Source organism: Pseudomonas sp. NS1(2017) (assembly GCF_002269425.1).
Classification (GTDB): domain Bacteria; phylum Pseudomonadota; class Gammaproteobacteria; order Pseudomonadales; family Pseudomonadaceae; genus Aquipseudomonas; species Aquipseudomonas reactans.
The window spans coordinates 1,598,330-1,622,156 of the sequence record NZ_CP022960.1 but is presented as its reverse complement, the minus strand read 5'-3'; the positions used below and the strand labels follow the sequence as shown (position 1 = coordinate 1,622,156).

Below are 23,827 nucleotides of genomic sequence, written 5' to 3'. Positions count from 1 at the left end.
AACCACGCGGGTTAGCGGGCGTTTTCGAAGATTTCCGCGAGCCAGTCGACGAACACACGCACCCTCGGTGACATGTGTCGGTTCTGTGGATAAAGCACCGACACCGGCATCAAAGGTGGCGGTGTTTCCTGGAGAATTTCGCGCATCACGCCCTGCTCGATCAGCTCGGCCATGCGGTAATGCGGGCACTGGATAATCCCCAACCCGGCCACCGCACTGGCGGAGTAAATCTCCGCGCCGAACACCGACAGCGCACCTTCGATACTCACTTCCCGCAACTCGCCATCGACCATGAATTCGAACGGAAACAGCTTGGCCGTGGTGCGCGAAACGTAGTTCACCGCGCGGTGCTCACTCAGCTCGGCAAGGCTCTTGGGTTCGCCGTATTTGCGCAGATAAGCGGGGCTCGCGCAGGTCACTTGGCGCAGGTTGGCGACGCGCCGACCAATCAACGCGGAATCCCCCAGGGTGCCCGCACGCAGCACGCAATCGACGCCCTCGGCGATCAGGTCGACAAAGCGATCCGCCTCACTGATGGACAGCTCGATATCCGGGTATCGCGCCATGAATTGCGGCAGCGCCGGCACCACGAAATACTTGGCCAACGTGCCGTGCAGGTCCACGCGCAAACGCCCCTTGGGCGCCACGCTGCGGAACGCCAACTCGGCTTCTTCCAGCTCCGCGAGTAGCTGCACGCAGCGCTGGTAGTACGCCTCGCCATCGAGGGTCGGGCGTACACGCCGGGTGCTGCGCTCCAACAAGCGCGTGCCGAGCCAGGCTTCGAATTGATTGAGGGTGTGAGTCAGGGTCGCACGGGGCAGATTCAAGTCATCAGCCGCCAGGGTGAAGCTGGAACGCTCGTAAATCCGCACGAAAACCTTCATGGCTTTGACTTGATCCACGCTGAACTCCCACGGCTTGATTGTTGGCGATTATTGAACAGTCAAGGCAACTCTGGCGCATTTATCGGCCTGGGTAAACATGTGAATCTGGTTGCACACCCCGTTCAAGGAACCCAGATCATGACGACTCAAGTAGCAATCATCACCGGCGCCTCCCGTGGCATTGGCGCCGTCATCGCCAAGCAACTCGCTGCCGACGGTTACGCCGTGGCCATCAACTACGCCAGCAGCGCCACCGAGGCGTCGAAGCTGGTGGTGGAACTGCGCCAGGCCGGCCACCAAGCCATAGCGATCCAAGGCGACGTCGCCAAACCCGCCGACATCAAGCGCCTGTTCGACGAAACCGAGGCGCAATTGGGCAAGGTGGATGTGCTGATCAACAACGCCGGCATCCTCAAGACGCTGCCCCTGGCCCAGCACAGCGATGAACTCTACGACCAGAACTTCGATATCCACACCCGTGGCACCTTCAACGCCCTGCGCGAAGCCGCCACCCGCCTGAATGACGGTGGACGCATCGTCAACTTCTCCAGCAGCACCGTCGGCCTCAACTTCCCCGGTTACGCGGTGTACATCGCCAGCAAGGCGGCAGTGGAGTCCCTGACCCAAGTGTTCGCCAAAGAGATGCGCGGGCGTCGGATTACCGTCAACGCCGTGGCGCCAGGCCCGGTCGCCACCGAGTTGTTCCTGCACGGCAAGAGCGAAGAGCAGATCCAGGGCATGGCCAAGATGCCGCCGCTGGAACGCCTTGGCCAACCGGAAGATATCGCCCGCGTGGTGGCGTTTCTGGTGAGCCCGGCCGGTGCTTGGATCAATGGGCAAATCCTGCGCGCCAATGGCGGGCTGGTCTGAACATGCACACCACCCTGGTGATCACCGCAGGCTTGATCCTGCTGGTACTGATGCTGTTGATCGGGCAGAAGCTCGGCGTGAGCCGGCACATTCTGACCTACAGCTTTGTGGCGACCTGGTTGGGGGTGGCGGTGGTCAATGGCGCTGTAGGGGTCGTCACTGCCGGCCAGCCCCTGGTGTCGGAGCTGGTGATCGGCAGTGGCGTATTCGGCGTGCCCCTGGTGGCACTGGCCCTGTACCTCAGGGCCTGAGCCTCAGCGCACCAGGTGCAGGAACTGCAGGTGGCGCTCGTACTGGTCGAGGATGTCGTTGATGATCTGTTCCTTGGTGTAGCCCACCAAGTCATAGTCCTGGCTCCCCTCGGCCAAGTGCACTTCCGCCCGGTAGTAGCGACGGTTGTTAAGCTCCTTGGAGCCCATCCCGCCGCGGGCAAATGACGGCGTGAAGTAGCCGCGCATCTGCACCTGGTAGATAAATGGACGCTCCTCGCCATGGCCGATTTCCAGGCTGACGCTGTCGTTGGCGGGGTCAGGTTGCGTCACCACGTTCAAACCCTTCTCGACAAATACCGCCGTCACTTCTTCAATCGCCGGGCGCACCGTCGAGTCAAGGAAACGGTACACCTCGTCTCGAGACGGGAAGTGCACGGCCTGGCTCAAACGCTGGCGCCAGCCGCCGCGCCCTTTGCGAGCCGTCGAAATCGGTGCCAATGAATGCAACTGGGCGATCTGCTTTTGCGACTCCAGATAGAACGCCTTGTGCAGGCCCCACATCATCAGCAGCAGGATCATCGAGAACGGCAACGAGGTCAGCACCACCGCCGACTTGAGCGAATCGATACTGCCGGCAAACAACAATGCACTGGTGACCAGTGCCGTCATCGCGCCCCAGAACACCCGCAGCCATTTCGGCCCGTCTTCATCGGCGTTACCGCCTTTGGACGACAGGGTGGACAGCACCACGGTGCCGGAGTCGGCCGAGGTCACGAAGAACACGAAGCTGATAAACACCGTGACCGCGATAACCGTTTTGCTCCACGGGTAGGTTTCCAGCAGCAGGTAGAGGCTCATCGACGGGTTATCGATGGCCGACTGACCGAGCGCGGCCATACCGTGGTTGAGTACCTGGTCGATGGCGCTGTTGCCGAAGATCGACATCCACGCCAGGGTGAAACCCAGCGGGATCAGCAGCACGCCAAACACGAACTCACGGATGGTACGACCACGGGAGATACGTGCGATGAACAGGCCCACGAACGGCGACCATGCGATCCACCAAGCCCAGTAGAACACCGTCCAACCGCCCAGCCAGTCGCTGGGTTTGTCGTAGGCGTACACGTCGAAACTCTTGGTCGGCAAGGCGCCCAGGTAGTCGCCGATGTTCTGGATCAGGGTGTTGAGCAAATGCTGGGTGGGCCCGGCGAACAACACGAACAGTAGCAGCGCACAGGCCAGCAGCATGTTGATATCGGACATTACGCGCACGCCTTTATCGACACCGGCCACTGCGACGATGATCGCGGCGCCCATCATCAGCGTGATCAGACCCACCTGGATCCACTGGGTATGGGCGATGCCGAACAGGTAGTCGAGACCGGAGTTGAGGTGCAGCACGCCAAAGCCCATGTCGGCACCAAGGCCGAACACCGTGGCAATGATGCCAAAGCCATCCACCGCGTAACCGATGGGGCCGTTGATCCGCTTGCCGATCAACGGGTACAGCGCCGAACGCAGCGCCAGCGGCAGGTTATGCCGGTAGGCGAAATACGCCAGGGCCATGCCGACAAAGGCGAACACGCCCCAACCGTGCAGGCCCCAGTGCAGAAACAGGATCTGCATGGCCTGGCGTGCGGCATCGGCGTTCATTGGCGCGCCCTGGGGCGGTTGCACCAGGTGCGTGAGCGGTTCGGAAACGCAGAAGAAAAACAGCGTGATGCTGATCCCGGCCGCGAACAGCATGCCGGCCCAGGACAAGTAACTGAATTCGGGCTCGTCGTGGTCGGCACCGAGTTTTATCTTGCCGTAGCCCGATAACGCGGTGACCACCACGAAGACCAGATACAGGGTCATCGCCAGCATGTAGTACCAGCCGACCGTATTGGCCGCCCAGTTTTGCGCTGCCAGCAGCCAGGCACCCGCCTGTTGCGGGATAGCGATGACAGTGATGCCGAACAGCAGGATAAACGTCGCGGCGAAGTAGAAGACCGGCGCATTCATGCGCACCTGGCCGCTGGTAGGGGTGGACGATGCACTCATGAACGATGCACCCCGAGGGTATGGGATGTGGCTGTAAATAACGGACTCAGCAAAGGTAAGCCTCCTGTTGTGAGCGGGCAGCGAACCACCGGGTTTAACTTGAACGAGCATTCAAGTTAAACATGGATAGGCGGTCTGGGACTAATCGCAGGGCTGAGTGGTAGACATTTCCTACGCCAGCCCAAGGCAAGCTTAGTCCTCAGCGCTCACGGGAAGTGCCATCATTTTTGCGTGCCATCATCATGCTGCAGATTGGCCTGGGTGATATTCGCCCCCGCCGGCACGCTGCGGGTCAGCCACACGTTACCGCCAATGGTCGAGCCCTGGCCGATGGTGATGCGCCCCAGGATCGTCGCCCCGGCGTAGATCACCACGTCATCCTCGACGATCGGGTGACGAGGGTGGCCTTTCTGCAACTGCCCGTCTTCGTCCGCAGGGAAGCGTTTGGCGCCCAACGTTACGGCTTGGTAGATGCGCACGCGCTCACCGATGATCGCGGTTTCGCCGATCACCACACCGGTCCCGTGGTCGATAAAGAAGCTTGGGCCTATTTGTGCGCCGGGGTGGATATCGATCCCGGTGGCCGAGTGGGCGATCTCTGCGCTGATCCGCGCCAACAGCGGCAGGCCGGCGCGATACAGGTGGTGGGCCAGCCGATGATGGATCACCGCCAGGATGCCGGGGTAGCACAACAGCACTTCATCCACGCTGCGCGCGGCCGGGTCGCCGTGATAGGCGGCCAGCACGTCGGTGTCCAACAGGCTGCGCAGGGACGGCAGGGCCAGGGCGAAATCCTGGATCAGGCGGATGGCGAGCGCATCAACTTCACTGTCATCCTTGGCGCCTTGCCGTGCGGCGTAGCGCAGCTCCAGACGGGCCTGGCCGAGCAAGGCATTCAAGGCGACGTCGAGGGTATGCCCGACGTAAAAATCTTCACTCTCTTCACGCAGATCCACTGGCCCAAGGCGCATGGGAAACAGTGCACCGCACAAGGACTCCAGAATCTGCGCCACCGCCTCGCGGGACGGCAATTCGCGCCCGCCATGCTCGCCACTCAAGCGCCCATTGCGCGTTCGCCACTGATCCCGGGCGCTGCGCAGTTGGCTGACGATGGTCTGTAATTGCCAATGACTGGAACGCTCACTCACGGTATTCACTCCTGACGAAATGGCCATCACTTTACGGTATGCACACTCGCCGCCCTTAAGAACCAATGGTGTGATGCTAAGAACCGTCCGGAATAAGCGATTGACGGTTGCCCGATGAAAAGTGCCTGCCTATAGTCGCCCCATACTCATCAACCGTGCGTAGCCATGATCAAACAACAGCTCGACCGTTTTAACCGCCTGGAACTGCTGGGCGGCGCCACTGCCCTGGAAAAACTCGAGCGGCTGTCGGCCTGGTTGGGCAGGGACATCTACGTCAAGCGCGACGACACCACGCCGCTGGCCATGGGCGGCAACAAGCTGCGCAAACTTGAATACCTCGCCGCAGATGCCATCGCCCAAGGCGCCGACACCCTGGTAACAGCCGGCGCGATCCAGTCCAACCACGTGCGCCAGACCGCCGCGCTGGCCGCCAAGCTCGGCCTGGGCTGCGTCGCCCTGCTGGAAAACCCCACCGGCACCGAAGACCCCAATTACCTGGGCAACGGCAACCGCCTGCTGCTGGAGTTGTTCGACGCCAAGGTGGAGCTGGTGGAGAACCTCGACAACGTCGACGACCAGCTCAACGCCCTCGCCGACCGCCTGCGCAGCAACGGCAAAAAACCGTATTTGGTGCCTATTGGCGGCTCCAATGCCCTCGGTGCATTGGGTTATGTACGCGCCGGGCTGGAGCTGGCCGGGCAGATCGAAGACAGTGGCATCGAGTTCGCCGCCGTGGTCTTGGCCTCCGGCAGTGCGGGAACGCACAGTGGATTGGCGCTGGCCTTGAGCGAAGTATTGCCAAACCTGCCCGTGATTGGCGTCACCGTCTCACGTACTGAAGAAGCCCAGCGCCCGAAAGTAGAGGGCCTGGCCGAACGCACCGCCGAGTTGCTGGGTGTGGATATTCCCGAAGCCTTCAAGGTGATCCTGTGGGACGAATACTTCGGTCCGCGTTATGGCGAACCGAACGCCGGCACCCTGGCGGCGGTCAAGCTGTTGGCTAGCCAGGAAGGCCTGCTGCTGGACCCGGTCTACACTGGCAAGGCCATGGCCGGCTTGCTGGATGGCATCGGACGTCAGCGGATTGAGGACGGGCCGATCATTTTCCTGCATACCGGTGGGGCACCGGCGTTGTTCGCTTACAACTCGGCGTTCTGACAGATCCAATACACCCCCTGTAGGAGCCGGCTTGCCGGCGATGGCGGTCTCTAAATCACCGCAGGGCTAATGGCCTCATCGCCGGCAAGCCGGCTCCTACAGTTGATCGCCTTATATTCTTAAAAAGAATAAAGGATTAATTTTATATTATTTTCAAGTCTTAAAAACCCGCTTTATAGTCGCGCCGTAGGCGAAGACGCGCTACGCGCTTTAAGGCAGGATACGACTACTGCGTCACCTGCTTCGCTCAACATAAAAAACACAGGGGCTCTTCATGACTATTTCTGTATTCCGTCGCACGTTGTTGGTTGGCACTTTGGGCCTGGCACTCGGGGCTGGCCTGATCGGCCAAGCAGTCGCGGGTGAACAGCTGGACAACATCAAGAAAGCAGGCGAGATCAAGATCGGCCTGGAAGGCACCTACCCACCGTTCAGCTTCGTCGATGAAAGCGGCAAGCTCAGCGGTTTCGAAGTGGAGCTGTCCGAAGCGCTGGCCAAGGAGCTGGGCGTGAAGGTCAAGCTGCAGGCCACCCCATGGGATGGCATCCTCGCCGCCCTGGAATCCAAGCGTCTGGACGCGGTGGTCAACCAAGTGACCATCTCTGAAGAGCGCAAGAAAAAGTACGACTTCTCCAAGCCTTACACCGTGTCCGGTATCCAGGCACTGGTCCTGAAGAAGAACGTTGACGCGATCAAGACCGCCGACGACCTGGCCGGCAAGAAAGTCGGTGTGGGCCTGGGCACCAACTACGAACAATGGCTCAAGGACAACCAACCTAAAGCCCTCATCAAGACTTACAACGACGACCCGACCAAGTTCCAGGATCTGCGCATCGGCCGTATCGACGCCATCCTGATCGACCGTCTGGCCGCCCTGGAATACGCCAAGAAAGCGCCAGATACCGCCGCAGCCGGCGACGCCTTCTCCCGTCAGGAAGCCGGTATTGCCCTGCGCAAAGGCGAGCCAGAACTGCTCGACGCGGTGAACAAGGCCCTCGACAAACTGCGCGCCGACGGCACCTTGAAGAAGCTGTCCGAGAAGTACTTCAACGCTGACGTCACTCAATAATGGAAGCAGGTTTCCAACTCGCGCTGGACTCCGCGCCCTTTCTGCTCAAGGGCGCGTACTACACGGTGATCCTCAGCCTCGGCGGGATGTTTTTCGGTTTGCTGCTGGGCTTCGGCCTGGCCTTGATGCGCCTGTCGCGCTTCAAGCTGGTGAGCTGGCTTGCCCGAGTCTACGTGTCGTTCTTTCGCGGCACGCCCTTGCTGGTACAGCTGTTCTTGATCTACTACGGTTTGCCGCAAGTGGGCATCGAGCTGGATCCGATCCCGGCGGCCATGATCGGCTTTTCGCTGAACATGGCCGCCTACGCCTGTGAAATCCTGCGCGCCGCCATCGGTTCCATCGAGCGCGGCCAATGGGAAGCTGCGGCCAGTATCGGCATGACCCGTGCGCAGACCCTGCGCCGGGCCATCCTGCCGCAGGCCATGCGCACGGCCTTGCCGCCGCTGGGCAACAGCTTTATTTCGCTGGTCAAGGACACGGCGCTGGCCGCCACTATTCAGGTGCCCGAGCTGTTTCGCCAGGCGCAATTGGTGTCGGCGCGGACCTTCGAAATCTTCACCATGTATCTCTCCGCTGCCCTGATCTACTGGATTTTGGCGAGCATCCTGGCGCATTTGCAGAATCGCCTGGAAGACCGGGTCAACCGGCATGACCTGGAGTCCTGAAGCATGATCGTGGTTGAAAAACTGACCAAACAATTCAAGGGTCAAGTGGTGCTCAACGGCATCGACCTGGAGGTCAAGGAAGGCGAAGTCATCGCCATCATCGGCCCCAGCGGTTCCGGCAAGACCACCTTCCTGCGCTGCCTGAATTTCCTCGAACAACCCACCAGCGGTCGCATCAAGGTGGGCGACATCGAGATCGACAGCAGCAAGCCGATCAACCAGCAGGCCAGCCTGGTGCGGCGCCTGCGCCAGCACGTGGGCTTTGTGTTCCAGAGCTTCAACCTGTTCCCCCACCGTACTGCGCTGGAAAATGTCATCGAAGGGCCCACCGTGGTCAAGAAGATGCCACGGGAAGCCGCTGACGCCCTGGGTCGCAAGCTGCTGGCTAGGGTAGGCCTGGCGGGCAAGGAAGACGCGTACCCACGGCGCCTGTCGGGCGGCCAGCAACAGCGCGTGGCGATTGCCCGTGCGTTGGCCATGGAGCCGGAGGTGATTCTGTTCGACGAACCCACCTCGGCCCTCGACCCGGAACTGGTGGGTGAAGTGCTGGCAACCATCCGCAGCCTCGCCGAAGAAAACCGCACCATGGTGATCGTCACCCACGAGATGAGCTTTGCCCGCGACGTAGCCAACCGGGTGATCTTCTTCGACAAGGGCGTGATCGTGGAGCAAGGCGAAGCCAAGGCACTGTTCGCCAACCCCAAGGAAGAGCGTACCAAACAGTTCCTGAGCAAGTTTCTCGCCCACTGACATCCCTTGGAAACGCTTGAATGTGGCGAGGGAGCAAGCTCCCTCGCCACAACAAGCTCCTCCTACAGGAATTCCTCGCAGGCACGCGTAAAACACTCCGCCGCACTCAAGCAAAAATCCCCGCGCCAGTCAGACCCTTCTGAATATCTCCAAGCCCGCCGTTTAGCCCTTTGCCGCCATTGACGCTCCGTGCCCAACCCTCTTATCTAGCGTCCAGAGGATTGGATCCTATCCCGGCTATTCACTGAATCGTTCTGTTCGGCCCACCGCGCTTGCCTGCGCCAAGGGTCCGGAGCGATTGCTGCTGGCTGCATCAAGGAGATTATTTATGACGCACCCCCTGCTCACCGCCCCGACACTGCCCCAGGCCACCGGCAATGGCATCAATGCCCTGGCCGCCACCCATCTGCAGGTCGACATTGCACCGTATCCCGGCATGGATGAAGGCGACTTGATCGAGCTGTTCTGGAACAACTGTTTTGCCGCTTCGCGCCGGATAACCGCCTGCAAGGTCGGCGCGTTCACTCACCTGCGGGTGCCGGAAAGTTTCGTGCTGGATGGCCCGGCTCGGGTGCATTACCAGGTGATGCAAGTCGGCCACTGCGCGGCCCGCTCTGCCGTCAGGCGGGTACGTGTGAAGACCTGTTGCCCGGGCGGCCAGCCCTCACCCCTGTACCGCGACGAAAACCAGAACCTCGCCCCCGTGGGTTTGCCCGACACCATCCGCCGCTTCGGTGTCAACGCCAGCCAGGTGCGGCGCGGTATCCCGCTGACCATCGCGCCATACCTGAACATGGACACTGGCGATGCGATCACCCTGCGCTGGGGCGATGTGCGCCTGGACCTGCCGAAGATCCAGGCCCTTGAGGTCGGCCTGGCGGTGCAGGTATGGGTGCCCTCCTCGATCATCACCGAAGCCGGCGACGACTGTCGGTTGGAGGTGACGTACTGCATTCTGGATCGCGTCGGCAACAACTCACGCTGGGCGCCCGCCCGTACATTACGCATTGCTGCCGAGGCGCCGCCCCGCCAGGCCGGGGCGGCGCTGACCTATCAACCGCGTCCACTGGGATCGCCCTGCGAGCCTGGGTGACAGACCTTCTATGCATATTCCCAAAAGTTAGTTTATTTAAATATTTAACACGCTTAGGGTATATGCACCGGACCACCGGACATCGCTGATTTTTCTGTTTTTATTTCATTGAATGCGAGGTCGGTATGGTCAGGATTACCCCGGTGCACAACGCCAGGGCATTACGTGCAGCCAAGGAGCGGCGCTGATGTCTAACTTGGCTCAAACACCCCCCCAGAGCGATCTGGACATTGCCCCCCTGCTGTTGCCAGCCGCCGTGCTGCGCAACGATGCAGAGGCGCTGAAGGCTGCCCATGAACTCGCCCAGGCTGCGCGCCTGCAAGCCGCCAAGCGCGACCAGCAACGCAAGCTGCCATGGGCGCAGATCGAACAGTTCACCCGCAGTGGGTTGGGCAGTATTTCCATTCCCCGTGAATACGGCGGCCCGCAGGTGTCTTTCGTGACCCTGGCCGACGTGTTCGCGATCATCAGCGCGGCAGACCCGGCCCTTGGGCAGATCCCGCAGAACCACTTCGGCATCCTGCACCTGTTGCAGGGTGCAGCCACCGAGCGCCAGAAAAAGCAGCTGTTCCAGAGCGTCCTCGACGGTTGGCGCATCGGCAATGGCGGCCCGGAACGCGGCACCAAAAACACCCTGGAACTGAAAGCGCGTATCACCGCTGAGGGTGACGGCTATGTGATCAGCGGCCAGAAGTTCTATTCCACCGGCGCGCTCTTCGCCCACTGGGTCGCCGTCAAGGCACTCAACGATGACGGCAAGCAGGTCATGGCCTTCGTGCGCCGTGGTGCCGACGGCCTGCGCATCGTCGATGACTGGTCCGGCTTTGGCCAACGCACCACCGCCAGCGGCACCGTGTTGCTGGACCAGGTGCCGGTCGATGCCGAGTTGGTCGTGGAAAACTGGCGCATCGGCGAAACCCCGAATATCCAGGGCGCCGTCTCCCAATTGATCCAGGCGGCCATCGACGCCGGCATCGCACGCGGCGCGCTGGATGACACCATCGCCTTCGTACGTGAACGCTCACGCCCATGGATCGATGCCAAGGTCGAACGCGCCAGCGATGACCTGTATGTGATCGCCGACATCGGCAAATTGAAGATCGAACTGCACGCCGCCGAAGCCCTGCTGCGCAAGGCCGGCCAAGTGCTGGACCAGGTCAGCGCTGCGCCGATCACTGCGCAGTCCGCGGCCCGTGCGTCGATTGCCGTGGCCGAGGCCAAGGTGCTGACGACCGAGGTATCGCTGCTGGTCAGCGAAAAACTCTTCGAGCTGGCCGGTAGCCGCGCGACCCTCGCCGAATTCAACCTCGACCGCCACTGGCGCAATGCCCGCGTGCACACCCTGCACGATCCGGTGCGCTGGAAATATCACGCCATCGGCGCCTATCGACTGAACGGCACGTTGCCGGCTCGTCACTCCTGGATTTAACCGACCAGACCTCTGGAGAACACAATGACTGTCTCTACTCACGTCGCGGTTATCACCAGCGACGAACAAGCCCTTATTGTCGCCAGCGACCTGGCCGAAGACTTCCGCCGCGACAGCGCCCAGCGCGACCGCGAGCGCCGCCTGCCGCTGCCTGAGCTGGATGTGTTCTCGCGCTCCGGCCTGTGGGGTATCAGCGTGCCCAAGGAGTACGGTGGCGCTGGCGTGTCCAACGTCACCCTGGCCAAGGTCATTGCGCTGATCGCCCAGGCGGATGCTTCCCTGGGCCAGATTCCGCAAAACCACTTTTATGCCCTGGAAGTGCTGCGCGTAAACGGCAGCCCGACGCAGCAAAAACGCCTGTACGCCGAGGTATTGGCCGGCCAACGCTTCGGCAACGCGCTGGCGGAACTGGGCACCAAAACCGCCCACGACCGCGTTACCTCCATCACCCGCGACGGTGACGGCTTCCGTATCAGCGGTCGCAAGTTCTACTCCACCGGCGCGATCTACGCACAACGCATCCCCACGTCAGTGGTGGATGAACAGGGCGTGCAGCAACTCGCCTTTGTGCCGCGCGACAGTGAAGGCCTGAGCGTGATCGACGACTGGAGCGGCTTCGGCCAGCGCACCACCGGCAGCGGTTCGGTGGTGTTCGACAACGTGTGGGTCGCCGCGCAGGACGTGATTGCGTTCCAGAGCGCCTTTGAACGCCCCACAACCGTCGGTCCGCTGGCGCAGATCCTTCACGCCGCCATCGACACCGGCATTGCCCGCGCGGCCTTTGAGGATGCGTTGCACTTTGTGCGCACCAAGACCCGCCCATGGATCGACTCCGGCAACGACAAAGCCACCGAAGACCCTCTGACCCTGAAAAGCTTCGGGCACCTGAGCATCCGCCTGCACGCCGCCGAGGCGCTGCTGGAACGCTCGGCTGAATTCCTCGACCGCGCCCAGGCCGACAGCAATGCCGAGACGGTTGCGGCCGCCTCGATCGCCGTCGCTGAAGTACGCGCCTTGAGTACCGAAATATCCCTGGTCGCCGGCAGCACCTTGTTCGAACTTGCCGGCAGCCAGGCGACCCTGGCCGAGCATGACCTGGACCGTCACTGGCGCAACGCCCGCGTGCACACCCTGCACGACCCGGTGCGCTGGAAGTACCACGCGGTCGGCAATTACTACCTCAACGATGCAAACCCGCCACTGCGGGGGACCATCTGATGGCCAAGAAAAAGATTCTGCTCAATGCCTTCAACATGAACTGCATCGGGCATATCAACCACGGTCTGTGGACGCACCCTCGGGATACGTCCACCCAATACAAGACCATCGAGTACTGGACCGAGCTGGCCAAGACGCTGGAACGCGGGCTGTTCGATGGTTTGTTCATCGCCGATATCGTCGGCGTGTATGACGTTTATCAGAACTCGATAGACGTACCGCTCAAAGAGTCGATCCAGTTGCCGGTGAATGACCCGTTGCTGCTGGTCTCGGCTATGGCGGCCGTCACTAAAAACCTCGGCTTTGGCCTCACCGCCAACCTCACCTACGAGCCGCCGTATCTGTTCGCCCGGCGCATGTCCACGCTGGACCACCTGAGCCGTGGCCGGGTCGGCTGGAACATCGTTACCGGCTACCTCGACAGCGCCGCCAAGGCCATGGGCCTGACTGAGCAGGTCGAGCATGACCGTCGCTACGACCAGGCCGACGAGTACCTGGAGGTGCTGTACAAGCTCTGGGAAGGCAGCTGGGAAGACGGTGCGGTGCTCAACGATCCACAGGCGCGGGTGTATGCGCAGCCGGGCAAGGTGCACAAGGTCGAGCACCACGGCGAGTTCTACCAGGTGGAGGGTTATCACCTGTGCGAGCCCTCGCCGCAACGTACGCCAGTGCTGTTCCAGGCCGGCAGTTCGGATCGGGGATTGCTGTTCGCCGGCCGGCATGCCGAGTGCGTGTTTATCAGCGGGCAGAACAAGGCAGCGACCAAGGTCCAAGTGGACAAGGTACGCGCCAGCGCCCTGCAAGCCGGACGCAACCCGGATGACATCAAGGTGTTCATGGGCCTCAACGTGATCGTGGGCGCCACCGAAGCGTTGGCCTGGGAGAAGCACGCCGAGTACCTGAGCTATGCCAGTCCGGAGGCGGGCGTGGCGCATTTCTCGGCGTCTACTGCGATTGATTTCGCCCAATACGAGCTGGACGAACCGATCCAGTACGTGAAGAGCAACGCAATCCAGTCGGCCACCAAGAACCTGCAGAACAACGACTGGACCCGCCGCAAATTGCTGGAACAGCACGCCCTGGGCGGGCGCTATATCACCCTGGTCGGCTCGCCTGAGCAGGTCGCCGACGAGCTGGAATCCTGGATCAGCGAAACCGGCCTGGACGGCTTCAACCTCACGCGAATCGTCACGCCGGAAAGCTATGTGGACTTCATCGACCTGGTAGTACCGGAGCTGCAAAAGCGCGGGTCGTACAAGACTGAATATGAACAAGGAACGCTGCGGGAAAAAGTCTTTCAAGGCAACGCCCGCCTTCCCGAACAACACACCGGATCCACCTACCGCCACTAACCCCTGTAGGAGCGAGCTTGCTCGCGAAGATCGTTAACGATAACGCGGGGCGCCTGATTTCCCGAGGCGCCCTCAGGTTTTTCGCGAGCAAGCTCGCTCCTACAATTGGAAGCCCATTATGAAAAAGACATTGCTCGCTCACCCAGTCAAAGCACTGGCCCTGGCTTTCGGACTGTTCAGCTCGGCGGTATTCGCCGCCGATGCGCCGTTGAAAATCGGCACCACGGCGGCCTTTGCTATTCCCCTCGAAGCCGCCGTCGCCGAAGCCGGCAAGCAAGGCCTGAAAGTCGAACTGGTGGAATTCACCGACTGGATCGCGCCGAACGTCAGCCTCGCGGCCGGCGATATCGACGTGAACTACTTCCAGCACATCCCGTTCCTGGAAAACGCCAAGGCCGCCGCCGGTTTTGACCTGGTGCCGTACGCGCCGGGGATCATCAACAACGTCGGCCTGTATTCGAAGAAGTACAAGAGCATCAACGACCTGCCCCAAGGCGCCAGCGTGGCGATTGCCAACGACCCGATCAACAGCGGTCGCGGCCTGCAACTGCTGGCCAAGGCTGGGCTGATCACCCTCAAGCCGGGCGTGGGCTACAAGGCCACCGAAGAGGACATCGTTTCCAATCCGAAGAAGATCAAGATCCTGCAAGTCGAAGCGGTGCAACTGGTACGCGCCTATGACGACGCCGACCTGGTGCAGGGTTACCCAGCGTATATCCGCCTGTCCAAGACCTTCGATGCCGAGTCGGCGCTGCTGTTCGATGGCCTCGACCACCCGGAATACGTGATCCAGTTCGTGATCCAGCCGAAAAGCAAAACCGACCCTCGAGTGATCAAGTTCGTCGACATCTACCAACATTCGCCGGTCGTGCGCGCCGCGCTGGATAAATCCCTGGGCAAGCTCTACCAAGTCGGCTGGGAAGATAAAAAATGACCGCCGCCAACGCCCAACTGCGCGACCTGGGCTTGCCGCCCAGGGACGCCGAGCAGACCGAACTGCACCCTGACCTGAACCGCGCCCATGTGCGCTTTATCAACCTGGGCAAGACCTACGACGGCACTGTGCATGCCTTGCAAGGCATCGACCTCGCGATCCAGCGCGGTGAAGTGTTCGGCATCATCGGCCGCAGCGGCGCGGGCAAGTCGTCGCTGATCCGCACCATCAACCGCCTGGAGCAACCCAGCAGCGGGCGCGTGCTGATCGATCAGGTCGACATCGGCGACTTCGATGAAGACCGTCTGGTGGGGCTGCGTCGGCGCATCGGCATGATCTTCCAGCACTTCAACCTGATGTCGGCCAAGACGGTGTGGCAGAACGTCGAGTTGCCGTTGAAAGTGGCGGGTGTGCCGAAGCTGCAACGCGAGCAGAAGGTGCGCGAGCTGCTGGAGCTGGTAGGTTTGCAGGACAAGCACAAGTCTTACCCGGCGCAGCTGTCCGGCGGGCAGAAACAGCGGGTGGGCATCGCCCGATCGCTGGTGCATGACCCGCAGATTCTGCTGTGTGACGAGGCCACGTCGGCCCTGGATCCGGAAACCACCCAGTCGATCCTCGGCCTGCTGCGCGAGATCAACAAGCGCCTGGGTTTGACCATCGTATTGATCACCCATGAGATGGCGGTAATCCGCGAAATCTGCGACCGCGTGGTGGTGTTGGAGCACGGGCGCATCGTTGAACAAGGCCCGGTGTGGCAAGTGTTCGGCAACCCACAGCATGACGTCAGCAAAACCCTGTTGGCGCCACTGCAACACGGGTTGCCGGACGAGTTACAGAGCCGTTTGCAAGACACACCGGCATCCGCCGACGCCGCCGTGGTGCTGCGCTTGCAGTTCACCGGCAGCGACACCGACGAGCCGGACCTGGCCGCGCTGTTCAGCGCCCTCGGCGGGCGCGTGCGCTTGCTGCAAGGCGGCGTGGAACGCATCCAGGGACATGTCCTCGGGCAACTGCTGTTGGCGGTGAGTGGCTCGCCGCACAATGCCGACGAGTTGCGCAACCGCGCCGGCAATTGGGCACAACAGGCGGAGGTGCTGGGCTATGTGGTTTGATCGTTTAGTACAGGGCGCCATCGACACCTTGTTGATGGTCGGCGTGTCGTCGCTGATCGCGCTGCTGGTGGGCATTCCGCTCGCGGTGTTCCTGGTCACCAGCGACAAAGGCGGCATCTACCAAGCCCCGGCGCTTAACCGCGTGCTGGGGGCATTCGTCAATCTGTTCCGCTCGATTCCATTCCTGATCCTGATGGTGGCGCTGATCCCGTTCACTCGACTGATCGTTGGCACTACCTATGGCGTATGGGCCGCCGTCGTGCCGCTGACCATTGCCGCCACGCCGTTCTTTGCGCGGATTGCCGAGGTGAGTTTGCGTGAGGTCGACCACGGTCTCATCGAAGCTGCGCAGGCCATGGGCTGCCGCCGCTGGCACATCATCTGGCATGTGCTGCTGCCGGAAGCGCTGCCGGGAATTGTCGGCGGATTCACCATCACGCTAGTCACCATGATCAACTCGTCGGCCATGGCCGGGGCGATTGGCGCGGGTGGGTTGGGCGACATTGCGTACCGCTATGGGTATCAGCGCTTTGATACGCAGATCATGCTCACGGTGATCGTGTTGCTGGTGATTCTGGTGGCGGTGATTCAGTTGGGGGGTGATCGGTTGGCGCGGGTGCTGAACAAGCGTTGAGGTTATGGGCACTCATCCAGTTGGGCGACGCTGGAGTGGGGGACGAAAGTCACGGTTTTTTCCTTGGCCTGCCAAGGGCGCACGATGTAACTGCCGTCCGAGTCCGCCAGGACGCGCAGCTTGATGCTGCCCTCAGGTTTTTTGGCGTCCACCAGCGTGCCGGGAACCTTGGCGCCTTCTGACCAGGTCATGACGGTACACATCCGCCCTCCCGATGCGGAGGCTTGCAGCGGCAGGCCTCCCAATTTAGCGCCTGTCACCGGGAAAAGCCCCAGTGCGACCAGAAGTCCAAGGGCAGCCAAAGACGCCAATGCGACCGGATTCTTATGATCGTTCATATACGCCACAAGACACGCCCCAAGCCCCTGAATCAGAAATAGCACCACTATTTCGACAAACATGACTGGGGCAAACAGCACGACGCTGTCTGAGTATTCACCGAACGCGCGCGAGACAGGCACAGTGACCATGAGAACGACCAGCATCTGAATGACGCCGGCACTGGCACTTGCGATCCAGAACTCGATGGAAAGCTCGCGCCGCGTGATGTTGGCCGGTCGGGCGTGAATGATGATGCAGGTGTAGGCCAATACCGTCACAGCGATCGCCATTACCCAGCAAGCAGTCTGAAACGGCCCACTTTCGGCGTTCGCAGACAGATACACCGCCGACAACCAGAACACCGCCAATACCACAAGACTGGCAGCCCAATGCATCAATAATCGACGATGTTGAGCCGTCATCTCGGGCGATTGCCGACTAAGGTTGAGTTGATCGCTGAGCCGAACGCCCTTAGCGTTCAGGCGCAGGAACAAGATGAACGTCGGCATCAGGATCGACGCCCCCATCATGCCGATGACAAATACCAACATGGCGAACATCGCCGGCAATGCGGTGAACGCGGCGGCCGACAAAATACTCAGCGGCACCTTTTCCACTTGGATGTATTGGTACAGGTACAGGCCGGCTACAGACAAAATGCCCACAGTCAAAGGCCATGCGCGCTCATTGAGCCATAACAGTCCGTTACTCAAGACATTGGCGTATCGGTCCATTTTGTTTGGCTGAGCGGTTTCATCAGCAGTGGATTGGGGTGCCTGATCCATCGGTATATAACGCCTCTTTAAGTGAGAAGCGCATGGTACCCAGAATCCTGCGGCCAGGATGTCGGATGCTTACACTGAATACGCACTGAATCGCCCTACACAGCGCACGCGTCTTTCAACTGAATCAGACGGTGCCCTGGGGTATAGTCCAACGATCTCAGCCTTAGTGCGCCCTGCCATGAAACTTGCTCCTGACGACCTTGACCAGATCACCTCCACCACCCTTGGCCACTACAACAAGGTGGCCGAGGACTTCCGCGAAGGCACCCGTGATCACGATGTGAGCCAGAACATCGACGCCTTGTTGCGGCATATCCAGAGTACGGCACCGTTTACCGTGCTGGATTTTGGCTGCGGTCCGGGGCGGGATTTGCAGACGTTTACGCGCATGGGGCATATCGCTGTCGGGCTGGACGGCTCGGAGCGGTTTGCGCAGATGGCGCGGGAAGACAGTGGTTGCGAGGTGTTGCAGCAGGACTTCCTGAAGCTGGACCTGCCCGCCGAACGTTTCGACGGGATCTTCGCCAATGCGGTGCTGTTTCATATTCCCAAGCAGGAATTACCGCGTGTGCTGAAGCAATTGCAGGGAGCGTTGAAGCCTGGGGGCGTGTTGTTCAGCTCCAATCCTCGGGGAGAGAACCAGGAAGGTTGGAATGGGCCGCGGTATGGGTCTTATCACGACTTGGCGGCGTGGCAGGCGTTGTTGGCCGAAGCGGGTTTTGTGGAGTTGGAACATTACTACCGGCCGGCAGGATTGCCGAGGGATCAACAGCCTTGGTTGGCCAGCGTCTGGCGTAAACGCTAGATATTCAGCGTATGGACCGGACTCATCGCCGGCAAGCCGGCTCCTACAGGTGACCGCATTGCAACTGTAGGAGCCGGCTTGTCGATGCGTCGCACCGCGGCGATAGCGATTTCACAATCACCACAGCCCTATCAAGCCTGTTCTTTTTTCGGCTCGCGAATCTTGTACCACGCCACATACAACGCCGGCAGGAACAACAACGTCAGCAACGTCGCAATGATGATCCCACCAATCATCGCGTAGGCCATCGGCCCCCAGAACACCTCACGGGCGATGGGGATCATGCCCAGGCTCGCCGCCGCCGCCGTCAGCAGGATCGGCCGGCGACGATGCTCGGTGGCTTCCACCACCGCATCCCACGGCGTATAGCCTGCCACCTCGTATTCATGAATCTGCGTCACCAGGATCACCGAGTTACGGATGATGATGCCGATCAGCGCCAGGATCCCCAGGATCGCCACAAAGCCCATGGGCGTGCCGGTGGGGATCAGCGCCAACACCACGCCAATCAAACCGAGCGGCGCGACACTCGCCACCAGGAACATCTTCTGCACACTGTGCAGCTGGATCATCAGGAAGGTCGCCATGAGGAACAGCATCAACGGTACCACGCTGGCAATCGGGCCCTGGGCCTTGCCACTTTCTTCCACGGTGCCGCCAGTGGCGACCTTATAGCCCACCGGCAAGCCGGCGCTGAACTTATCGATCTCCGGCTTGAGCTGTTTCACCAGGTCCGTCGGCTGCATCTCGTCACGCACCGACGCCTTGATGGTGATCGTCGGTTTACGGTCGCGACGCCACACCAAAGGCTGCTCCAGTTCATAGCGCACCGTGGCGAACGCCAGCAGCGGAATAGAAGTGCCGTTAGGCGTGACAATCTGCAAGTTCTGCAAGGTTTCCGGCGTGCCGCGTTCGGCGTCTTCGGCGCGGCCGACCACGTTGATCAGGTAGATATCGTCATGCACCTGGGTCACCGAGGCGCCGCTGACCACGCTGTTCATCAACTGCGCCACGTCTTCCGACGACAGCCCCAGTTGACGCGCCTTGTCCTGGGCGATGTCGATACGCAGCACTTTGCCCGGCTCGTTCCAGTCGTAGATGATCTCGCCCAGGTGGGTGTTCTTGTCCAGCAAGGTCGCCAGTTCGATGGCGTGTTTGCGCACTTGATCAGTGTCTTTGCCCGACACACGATACTGAATCGGCCTGCCCACCGGCGGGCCCATTTCCAGCGGCTGCACAAAGCTGCCGATGCCGACGAAGTCATCGCGCAGGCGCTTCTGCAGGCGCGCGATCAACTCGCCGCGCTCTTCCAGGCCCTTGCTCACGATGACCAACTGCGCGTAGTAGGGGTTTTCCAGTTGCTGGTCGAGGGGCAGGTAGAAACGGATCGCGCCCTGGCCAATGTAGGTGCTCCAGCGTGCAATGTCCGGGTCGTCCTTGATGATTGCTTCCAGGCGGTCGACGGCCTTGCGCGTCTCGTTGATCGAGGCGTTTTGCGGCAGGTTCAAATCAACCAGGATTTCCGGGCGGTCCGACGATGGGAAGAACTGGTTCTGCACGAACTGCATGGAGAACACCGACGCCACAAACAGCGCCACGGTGATGCCAATCGCCCACCAGCGATTACGCATGGCCCACAGCATGCCGCCATTAAACGCCCGGCCAATTCGCCCCGGCTCGGCATCGTGAGGCTTCACCTTGGCGCTGAGGATATGCACACCGATCACCGGCGCAAACAGCACCGCCACCACCCACGACACCAGCATCGCCACGGCAATCACCGCGAACAGGGTGAAGGTGTACTCGCCCGCCGAGCTGGCATTGAGACCGATCGGCACAAAACCGGCGACCGTCACCAGGGTACCGGTGAGCATCGGGAACGCCGTAGAGGTGTAGGCGTAGGTCGCCGCCTGCTCCTTGGTTTCGCCTTTCTCCAGGCGCGTGATCATCATCTCGACGGTGATCATCGCGTCATCCACCAACAGGCCGAGGGCGATGATCAACGCGCCCAACGACACCCGCTGCATGGTGATGCCGCTGTATTCCATGAACACGAATACCAGCGCCAGCACCAACGGAATCGAGCACGCCACCACCAACCCGGCACGCATGCCGAGGCTGATGAAGCTCACCACCAGCACAATGATCACCGCTTCGAACAGCGCACTGGTAAAGCCGCCGACGGCCTCTTCCACCACTTCCGCCTGGTCGGACACCTTGTGCACGCCGACGCCCACCGGCAGGTCGGCGGTCAGTTCATCCATGCGCCCGTGCAGGGCCTTGCCGAACGACTGGATATTGCCGCCCTTCTGCATGGCAATCGCCAGGCCGATGGCCGGCTTGCCGTTGAAGCGGAACATCGGTCGCGCCGGGTCCACATAGCCACGACTGATATCGGCAATGTCTGCCAGGCGATAAAAGCGGTCATTGAGCCGCAGATTCACATTGGCCAGGTCTTTCTCCGAGGCGAATTGCCCAGAAGTACGCACCGAAATCCGCTCCGGCCCGGCCTCGATCACCCCGGCCGGCGTCACCGCGTTCTGCGATTGCAGGCTCTGCACCACCTGGCGCTGGTCAATCCCCAAGGCCGCCAGTTTGCGCGTGGAGAAGTTCAGGTAAATCACTTCGTCCTGCTGGCCGATCATCTCGACCTTGCCCAGCCCCGGCACCGAACGGATCTCGGCGCGCACCTGCTCCACATAGTCACGCAACTGACGCATCGACAGGCCGTCGCCGGTAAAGGCGTACACCGAGCCGAACACGTCACCGAACTCATCGTTGAACGACGGCCCCTGCAAGCCCTGGGGGAAGGTGCCGCGAATGTCGTCGATCTTCTTGCGGACCTGGTACCAGATCTCCGGGATGGCCTTGGCACTGGTGGTGTCCTTGAGGAACACGAACACCGTGGACTCGCCCGGCCGGGTGTAGCTTTTCACGTAGTCGAGGGAGTCCAGCTCTTCGAGTTTTTTCTCGATGCGGTCGGTGACCTGCTTGAGGGTTTCTTCCTGGGTCGCGCCTGGCCAGCGGGTCTGGATCACCATGGTCTTGATGGTGAACGAAGGGTCTTCCTCGCGACCCAGGTTCATGTACGAGAACACGCCCATCAACAGCGCGACGAACATCAGGTACCAGACGAAGGACTGATGCTTGAGGGCCCAGTCGGATAAGTTGAAGCTCCCTTTCATCGCGGGCTGTCCTCGTCGATTTTGACTTTTTGCCCGGGTTTCAGGCTGTTCACGCCGGCGGTGACGATACGCTCGCCGGGTTTGACGCCGCCGTTGAGCAAGGCGCTGTTGGCGTCACGGCTGATCACCGTGATGTCGCGCGGTTGCACGGTCTGGCTTTGGGTGTCGAGCAGCCAGATGCGGGTCTTGCCGTCGACCTCCTGCAAGGCACTCAGGGGCACTTCGATGCGCGGCGCGATGGCGGTGCTCAAGGTCACGCTGATCGCCGTGCCAAGGCGGAACGCGGGCGGTGTTTCGGCCAGGGTCAGGCGCGCACGACGGGTGCGTGTGGCGCTCTGGGCCTGGGGTTCGATCTCGCGCACGATGGCGGTGGTGTTGACGCTGGGGTCGAGTTGCCCGGCGACCAGGAACACCACGTCATGGGGCAGGCGCTCGGCCAGGCCGGCGGGCAGGTCGATCACCGCTTCCTTGATGTCCGGGCGGGCCAGGGTCACTACTTGCTGGCCGGCGCTGACCACCTGGCCGGCCTCGGCATTCCACGCGGTGACGATGCCGGCGTGATCGGTGCGCAATTCGGCGTAGTTGAGTTGGTCCTTGGCTTGGTTGACTGAGGCTTGCGCCTGGTCAAGAGAGGCCTGGGTGGTTTTCAGGTCCGTCTGGGCAATATCCAGCTGGGCCTGGGCGCCGACGCCGCGGTTGAACAGCTCCTGCTGGCGCCGGGCGTTGGCCTGGGCGTTGATAAATTGCGCCTGCACGCGCGCCAGGTCGCCCTGGGCGGCGCGCAATTGGTTCTGTTGATCGGTAGGGTCGAGGATGGCGAGCAAGGCGCCCTTCTCCACCTCGGCGCCCACATCCACGGCGCGGCGGGCAATGCGGCCGGGCACACGGAAACCCAGGTTGCTTTCATAACGAGCCTGGATGGTGCCGGCGAAACGGCCGAGGTTTTCCTGGTCCTCGGCCTTCACTTCCATGGACAGCACGGGGCGCACCGGTTCGGGTGGCGGCTCTTCCTTCGAACAAGCCACCAGCAACAGGCTGGCGGCGAGCAACACCGTCAGGCGCTTCATGGCTGGGCTCCTTGCTGGGCGATCTCGACGATCATGCCGGGGTGCAGCAATTGCCCGCCGGCCACCACGACTTTTTCGCCACCTTTAAGGCCGTCGCCAATGATGACTTTGCCGGTGAGGTAACGTGCCACCGTGACGTTGTGCAATTGCGCCTTGCCGTCGCTGTCGATCAGCCACACGGCGGGTTCACTGAGGTCCTTGGTGAGCGCGGCCCAAGGCAATTCGATACTGGCCTTGGCCGGGCCGTTGGCGGTAGCGCTGACCACCGAACCGAGTTCCATGCCTTTGGGCAGTGCTTGCAGGGCGATCTTCACCTGCACGGTGCCGGTATTGGCGGCCACGGCGGGCGTGACTTCACGCACTTTGCCCACGGCCTTGATATTCGGGTTATCCAAGAGGCTGACGGTAATCGGCGCTTCCGGCGGCGGCTCCACCAGCAGCGACTCATAAACGTTGAACACTGCATCGCGCTCGCCATCGCGGGCCAGGCTGAAAATCGGCACGGTGGCCTGCACTACCTGGCCGACTTCGGCTTGGCGCGCGGTAATCACGCCGGGGGCTTCGGCGATCAGTGCCGTATAGCCGAGTTGTTCACGGGCGTTGGCCAGTTGGGCCTGAGCGGCGGCCAAGGCGCTTTGGCTGCTGCGCAGCGCGGCCTGGGCGGAATCGTATTCGCTGCGGCTGGTGTAGCCCTTGGGCAGGAGCTTTTCCTGGCGCACGAAAGCGGCGGCCGTCTGTTTGACCCGTGCCTGCTCGGCCACGACCTGGGCCTGGGCGGAATCGACGTTGGTCTGCAAGTCTTTGGGATCGAGCTTGGCCAGCACTTGCTTGGCGCTGACGCGATCGCCCACGTCCACCATGCGCTGAATGATCTTGCCGCCCACGCGAAAGGACAGATCGGTTTGCACACGGGCCTGGATATCGCCGGTCAGCGTGACTGCTGCGGCAAAATCCGCTGGCTGCACGGTCTGCACGAACACACGCGAGTGCTGCTTGGGCTCAGCCTTTTCCTCGCCACAGCCGCTCAGCAGCGCCAGTAGGCCAAGTCCGAAAATACAGGTGAAAATGCGACCGCCCATGCAGGCTCCTTGTG

21 protein-coding genes and 1 pseudogene are annotated in these 23,827 nt (G+C 61.4%); 15 read left to right on the top strand and 7 right to left on the bottom strand.

Features of this window, described 5'->3' with window-relative positions:
* Positions 1-11: 11 nt before the first annotated feature.
* Positions 12-902: a LysR family transcriptional regulator gene (locus CI807_RS07760; protein ID WP_095014267.1), complete on the bottom strand. Its 891-nt coding sequence runs from the start codon at positions 900-902 to the stop codon at positions 12-14.
* 120 nt (positions 903-1,022) lie between these two features.
* Between CI807_RS07760 and CI807_RS07755 the strand changes: the two genes are divergently transcribed.
* Together CI807_RS07755 and CI807_RS07750 are read left to right on the top strand one after the other, a co-directional pair.
* Positions 1,023-1,754 carry an SDR family oxidoreductase gene (locus CI807_RS07755; RefSeq protein WP_095014266.1) on the top strand — a complete coding sequence of 244 codons (732 nt, stop codon included), beginning with the start codon at positions 1,023-1,025 and terminating at the stop codon, positions 1,752-1,754.
* A gap of 2 nt (positions 1,755-1,756) precedes the next feature.
* Complete coding sequence (locus CI807_RS07750) at positions 1,757-2,005, top strand: hypothetical protein (RefSeq protein ID WP_095014265.1); 249 nt, start codon at positions 1,757-1,759, stop codon at positions 2,003-2,005.
* Positions 2,006-2,008: 3 nt separating this feature from the next.
* Here CI807_RS07750 and betT read toward each other — a convergent pair whose 3' ends face one another.
* Both betT and epsC read right to left on the bottom strand, forming a co-directional pair.
* Positions 2,009-3,970: a choline transporter BetT gene (betT, locus tag CI807_RS07745; RefSeq protein WP_162834914.1), complete on the bottom strand. Its 1,962-nt coding sequence runs from the start codon at positions 3,968-3,970 to the stop codon at positions 2,009-2,011.
* 260 nt (positions 3,971-4,230) lie between these two features.
* A complete protein-coding gene (epsC, locus tag CI807_RS07740) occupies positions 4,231-5,157 on the bottom strand; it encodes a serine O-acetyltransferase EpsC (protein ID WP_016974984.1) in 927 nt (308 codons plus the stop codon).
* Positions 5,158-5,322: 165 nt separating this feature from the next.
* On the opposite strand from epsC, the gene CI807_RS07735 reads away from it, so the two are divergent.
* From CI807_RS07735 to CI807_RS07685, 12 genes and pseudogenes are all read left to right on the top strand, one after another.
* Positions 5,323-6,315 (top strand): D-cysteine desulfhydrase, encoded by a 993-nt coding sequence (locus CI807_RS07735; RefSeq protein WP_095014264.1) that lies wholly within the window; start codon positions 5,323-5,325, stop codon positions 6,313-6,315.
* Between the two features lie 274 nt (positions 6,316-6,589).
* On the top strand, positions 6,590-7,384 hold the full coding sequence (gene tcyJ / locus CI807_RS07730; protein WP_033898803.1) for a cystine ABC transporter substrate-binding protein: 795 nt from the start codon (positions 6,590-6,592) through the stop codon (positions 7,382-7,384).
* Positions 7,384-8,049: a cystine ABC transporter permease gene (gene tcyL, locus CI807_RS07725; RefSeq protein ID WP_010214112.1), complete on the top strand. Its 666-nt coding sequence runs from the start codon at positions 7,384-7,386 to the stop codon at positions 8,047-8,049. Before tcyJ ends, tcyL begins: the two co-directional genes overlap by 1 nt.
* 3 nt (positions 8,050-8,052) lie before the next feature.
* Entirely contained in the window at positions 8,053-8,799 is a 747-nt protein-coding gene (tcyN, locus tag CI807_RS07720) for an L-cystine ABC transporter ATP-binding protein TcyN (RefSeq protein ID WP_016974987.1), read from the top strand.
* A gap of 328 nt (positions 8,800-9,127) precedes the next feature.
* Entirely contained in the window at positions 9,128-9,892 is a 765-nt protein-coding gene (locus CI807_RS07715) for a hypothetical protein (RefSeq protein WP_095014263.1), read from the top strand.
* Between the two features lie 187 nt (positions 9,893-10,079).
* Positions 10,080-11,321: an SfnB family sulfur acquisition oxidoreductase gene (locus CI807_RS07710; RefSeq protein WP_095014262.1), complete on the top strand. Its 1,242-nt coding sequence runs from the start codon at positions 10,080-10,082 to the stop codon at positions 11,319-11,321.
* A 24-nt stretch (positions 11,322-11,345) separates the two neighbouring features.
* Complete coding sequence (locus CI807_RS07705) at positions 11,346-12,539, top strand: SfnB family sulfur acquisition oxidoreductase (protein WP_095014261.1); 1,194 nt, start codon at positions 11,346-11,348, stop codon at positions 12,537-12,539.
* Positions 12,539-13,891: an LLM class flavin-dependent oxidoreductase gene (locus CI807_RS07700; RefSeq protein WP_095014260.1), complete on the top strand. Its 1,353-nt coding sequence runs from the start codon at positions 12,539-12,541 to the stop codon at positions 13,889-13,891. Before CI807_RS07705 ends, CI807_RS07700 begins: the two co-directional genes overlap by 1 nt.
* A 17-nt stretch (positions 13,892-13,908) precedes the next feature.
* Positions 13,909-13,998, top strand: a pseudogene (locus tag CI807_RS31740) (outer membrane lipoprotein carrier protein LolA); the annotation flags it as partial.
* An 11-nt stretch (positions 13,999-14,009) separates the two neighbouring features.
* A complete protein-coding gene (locus CI807_RS07695; RefSeq protein WP_016974992.1) occupies positions 14,010-14,825 on the top strand; it encodes a MetQ/NlpA family ABC transporter substrate-binding protein in 816 nt (271 codons plus the stop codon).
* Entirely contained in the window at positions 14,822-15,937 is a 1,116-nt protein-coding gene (locus CI807_RS07690; protein WP_095014259.1) for a methionine ABC transporter ATP-binding protein, read from the top strand. The genes CI807_RS07695 and CI807_RS07690 overlap by 4 nt, the downstream gene beginning before the upstream one ends.
* Positions 15,927-16,571, top strand: a complete 645-nt coding sequence (locus tag CI807_RS07685; RefSeq protein ID WP_016974994.1) for a methionine ABC transporter permease — start codon at positions 15,927-15,929, stop codon at positions 16,569-16,571. The genes CI807_RS07690 and CI807_RS07685 overlap by 11 nt, the downstream gene beginning before the upstream one ends.
* A 2-nt stretch (positions 16,572-16,573) precedes the next feature.
* Here CI807_RS07685 and CI807_RS07680 read toward each other — a convergent pair whose 3' ends face one another.
* The gene (locus CI807_RS07680; protein WP_095014258.1) at positions 16,574-17,677 is read right to left on the bottom strand and encodes a hypothetical protein; all 1,104 of its coding nucleotides are present in this window, start codon (positions 17,675-17,677) and stop codon (positions 16,574-16,576) included.
* Positions 17,678-17,855: 178 nt separating this feature from the next.
* Between CI807_RS07680 and CI807_RS07675 the strand changes: the two genes are divergently transcribed.
* Positions 17,856-18,482, top strand: coding sequence for a bifunctional 2-polyprenyl-6-hydroxyphenol methylase/3-demethylubiquinol 3-O-methyltransferase UbiG (locus CI807_RS07675; RefSeq protein ID WP_095014257.1), 627 nt, complete (start codon positions 17,856-17,858; stop codon positions 18,480-18,482).
* Positions 18,483-18,613: 131 nt separating this feature from the next.
* Here CI807_RS07675 and CI807_RS07670 read toward each other — a convergent pair whose 3' ends face one another.
* From CI807_RS07670 to CI807_RS07660, 3 genes are read right to left on the bottom strand one after another with little or no spacing between them, the layout of a single operon-like run.
* A complete protein-coding gene (locus tag CI807_RS07670; RefSeq protein WP_095014256.1) occupies positions 18,614-21,667 on the bottom strand; it encodes an efflux RND transporter permease subunit in 3,054 nt (1,017 codons plus the stop codon).
* On the bottom strand, positions 21,664-22,734 hold the full coding sequence (locus tag CI807_RS07665) for an efflux RND transporter periplasmic adaptor subunit (protein WP_095014255.1): 1,071 nt from the start codon (positions 22,732-22,734) through the stop codon (positions 21,664-21,666). Before CI807_RS07665 ends, CI807_RS07670 begins: the two co-directional genes overlap by 4 nt.
* Entirely contained in the window at positions 22,731-23,813 is a 1,083-nt protein-coding gene (locus tag CI807_RS07660; RefSeq protein WP_095014254.1) for an efflux RND transporter periplasmic adaptor subunit, read from the bottom strand. Before CI807_RS07660 ends, CI807_RS07665 begins: the two co-directional genes overlap by 4 nt.
* Positions 23,814-23,827: the final 14 nt, after the last annotated feature.

What these genes read in the sequence shown, in the direction of transcription:
- CI807_RS07695 (WP_016974992.1), top strand. Translation starts at nt 14,010, where the DNA reads ATGAAAAAGACATTGCTCGCTCACCCAGTCAAAGCACTGGCCCTGGCT.
- CI807_RS07710 (WP_095014262.1), top strand. Translation starts at nt 10,080, where the DNA reads ATGTCTAACTTGGCTCAAACACCCCCCCAGAGCGATCTGGACATTGCC.
- tcyJ (WP_033898803.1), top strand. Translation starts at nt 6,590, where the DNA reads ATGACTATTTCTGTATTCCGTCGCACGTTGTTGGTTGGCACTTTGGGC.
- CI807_RS07685 (WP_016974994.1), top strand. Translation starts at nt 15,927, where the DNA reads ATGTGGTTTGATCGTTTAGTACAGGGCGCCATCGACACCTTGTTGATG.
- CI807_RS07670 (WP_095014256.1), bottom strand. Translation starts at nt 21,667, where the DNA reads ATGAAAGGGAGCTTCAACTTATCCGACTGGGCCCTCAAGCATCAGTCC.
- CI807_RS07700 (WP_095014260.1), top strand. Translation starts at nt 12,539, where the DNA reads ATGGCCAAGAAAAAGATTCTGCTCAATGCCTTCAACATGAACTGCATC.
- CI807_RS07750 (WP_095014265.1), top strand. Translation starts at nt 1,757, where the DNA reads ATGCACACCACCCTGGTGATCACCGCAGGCTTGATCCTGCTGGTACTG.
- tcyN (WP_016974987.1), top strand. Translation starts at nt 8,053, where the DNA reads ATGATCGTGGTTGAAAAACTGACCAAACAATTCAAGGGTCAAGTGGTG.
- CI807_RS07675 (WP_095014257.1), top strand. Translation starts at nt 17,856, where the DNA reads ATGAAACTTGCTCCTGACGACCTTGACCAGATCACCTCCACCACCCTT.
- CI807_RS07755 (WP_095014266.1), top strand. Translation starts at nt 1,023, where the DNA reads ATGACGACTCAAGTAGCAATCATCACCGGCGCCTCCCGTGGCATTGGC.
- tcyL (WP_010214112.1), top strand. Translation starts at nt 7,384, where the DNA reads ATGGAAGCAGGTTTCCAACTCGCGCTGGACTCCGCGCCCTTTCTGCTC.
- CI807_RS07665 (WP_095014255.1), bottom strand. Translation starts at nt 22,734, where the DNA reads ATGAAGCGCCTGACGGTGTTGCTCGCCGCCAGCCTGTTGCTGGTGGCT.
- betT (WP_162834914.1), bottom strand. Translation starts at nt 3,970, where the DNA reads ATGAATGCGCCGGTCTTCTACTTCGCCGCGACGTTTATCCTGCTGTTC.
- CI807_RS07735 (WP_095014264.1), top strand. Translation starts at nt 5,323, where the DNA reads ATGATCAAACAACAGCTCGACCGTTTTAACCGCCTGGAACTGCTGGGC.
- CI807_RS07660 (WP_095014254.1), bottom strand. Translation starts at nt 23,813, where the DNA reads ATGGGCGGTCGCATTTTCACCTGTATTTTCGGACTTGGCCTACTGGCG.
- CI807_RS07715 (WP_095014263.1), top strand. Translation starts at nt 9,128, where the DNA reads ATGACGCACCCCCTGCTCACCGCCCCGACACTGCCCCAGGCCACCGGC.
- CI807_RS07705 (WP_095014261.1), top strand. Translation starts at nt 11,346, where the DNA reads ATGACTGTCTCTACTCACGTCGCGGTTATCACCAGCGACGAACAAGCC.
- CI807_RS07680 (WP_095014258.1), bottom strand. Translation starts at nt 17,677, where the DNA reads ATGGATCAGGCACCCCAATCCACTGCTGATGAAACCGCTCAGCCAAAC.
- CI807_RS07690 (WP_095014259.1), top strand. Translation starts at nt 14,822, where the DNA reads ATGACCGCCGCCAACGCCCAACTGCGCGACCTGGGCTTGCCGCCCAGG.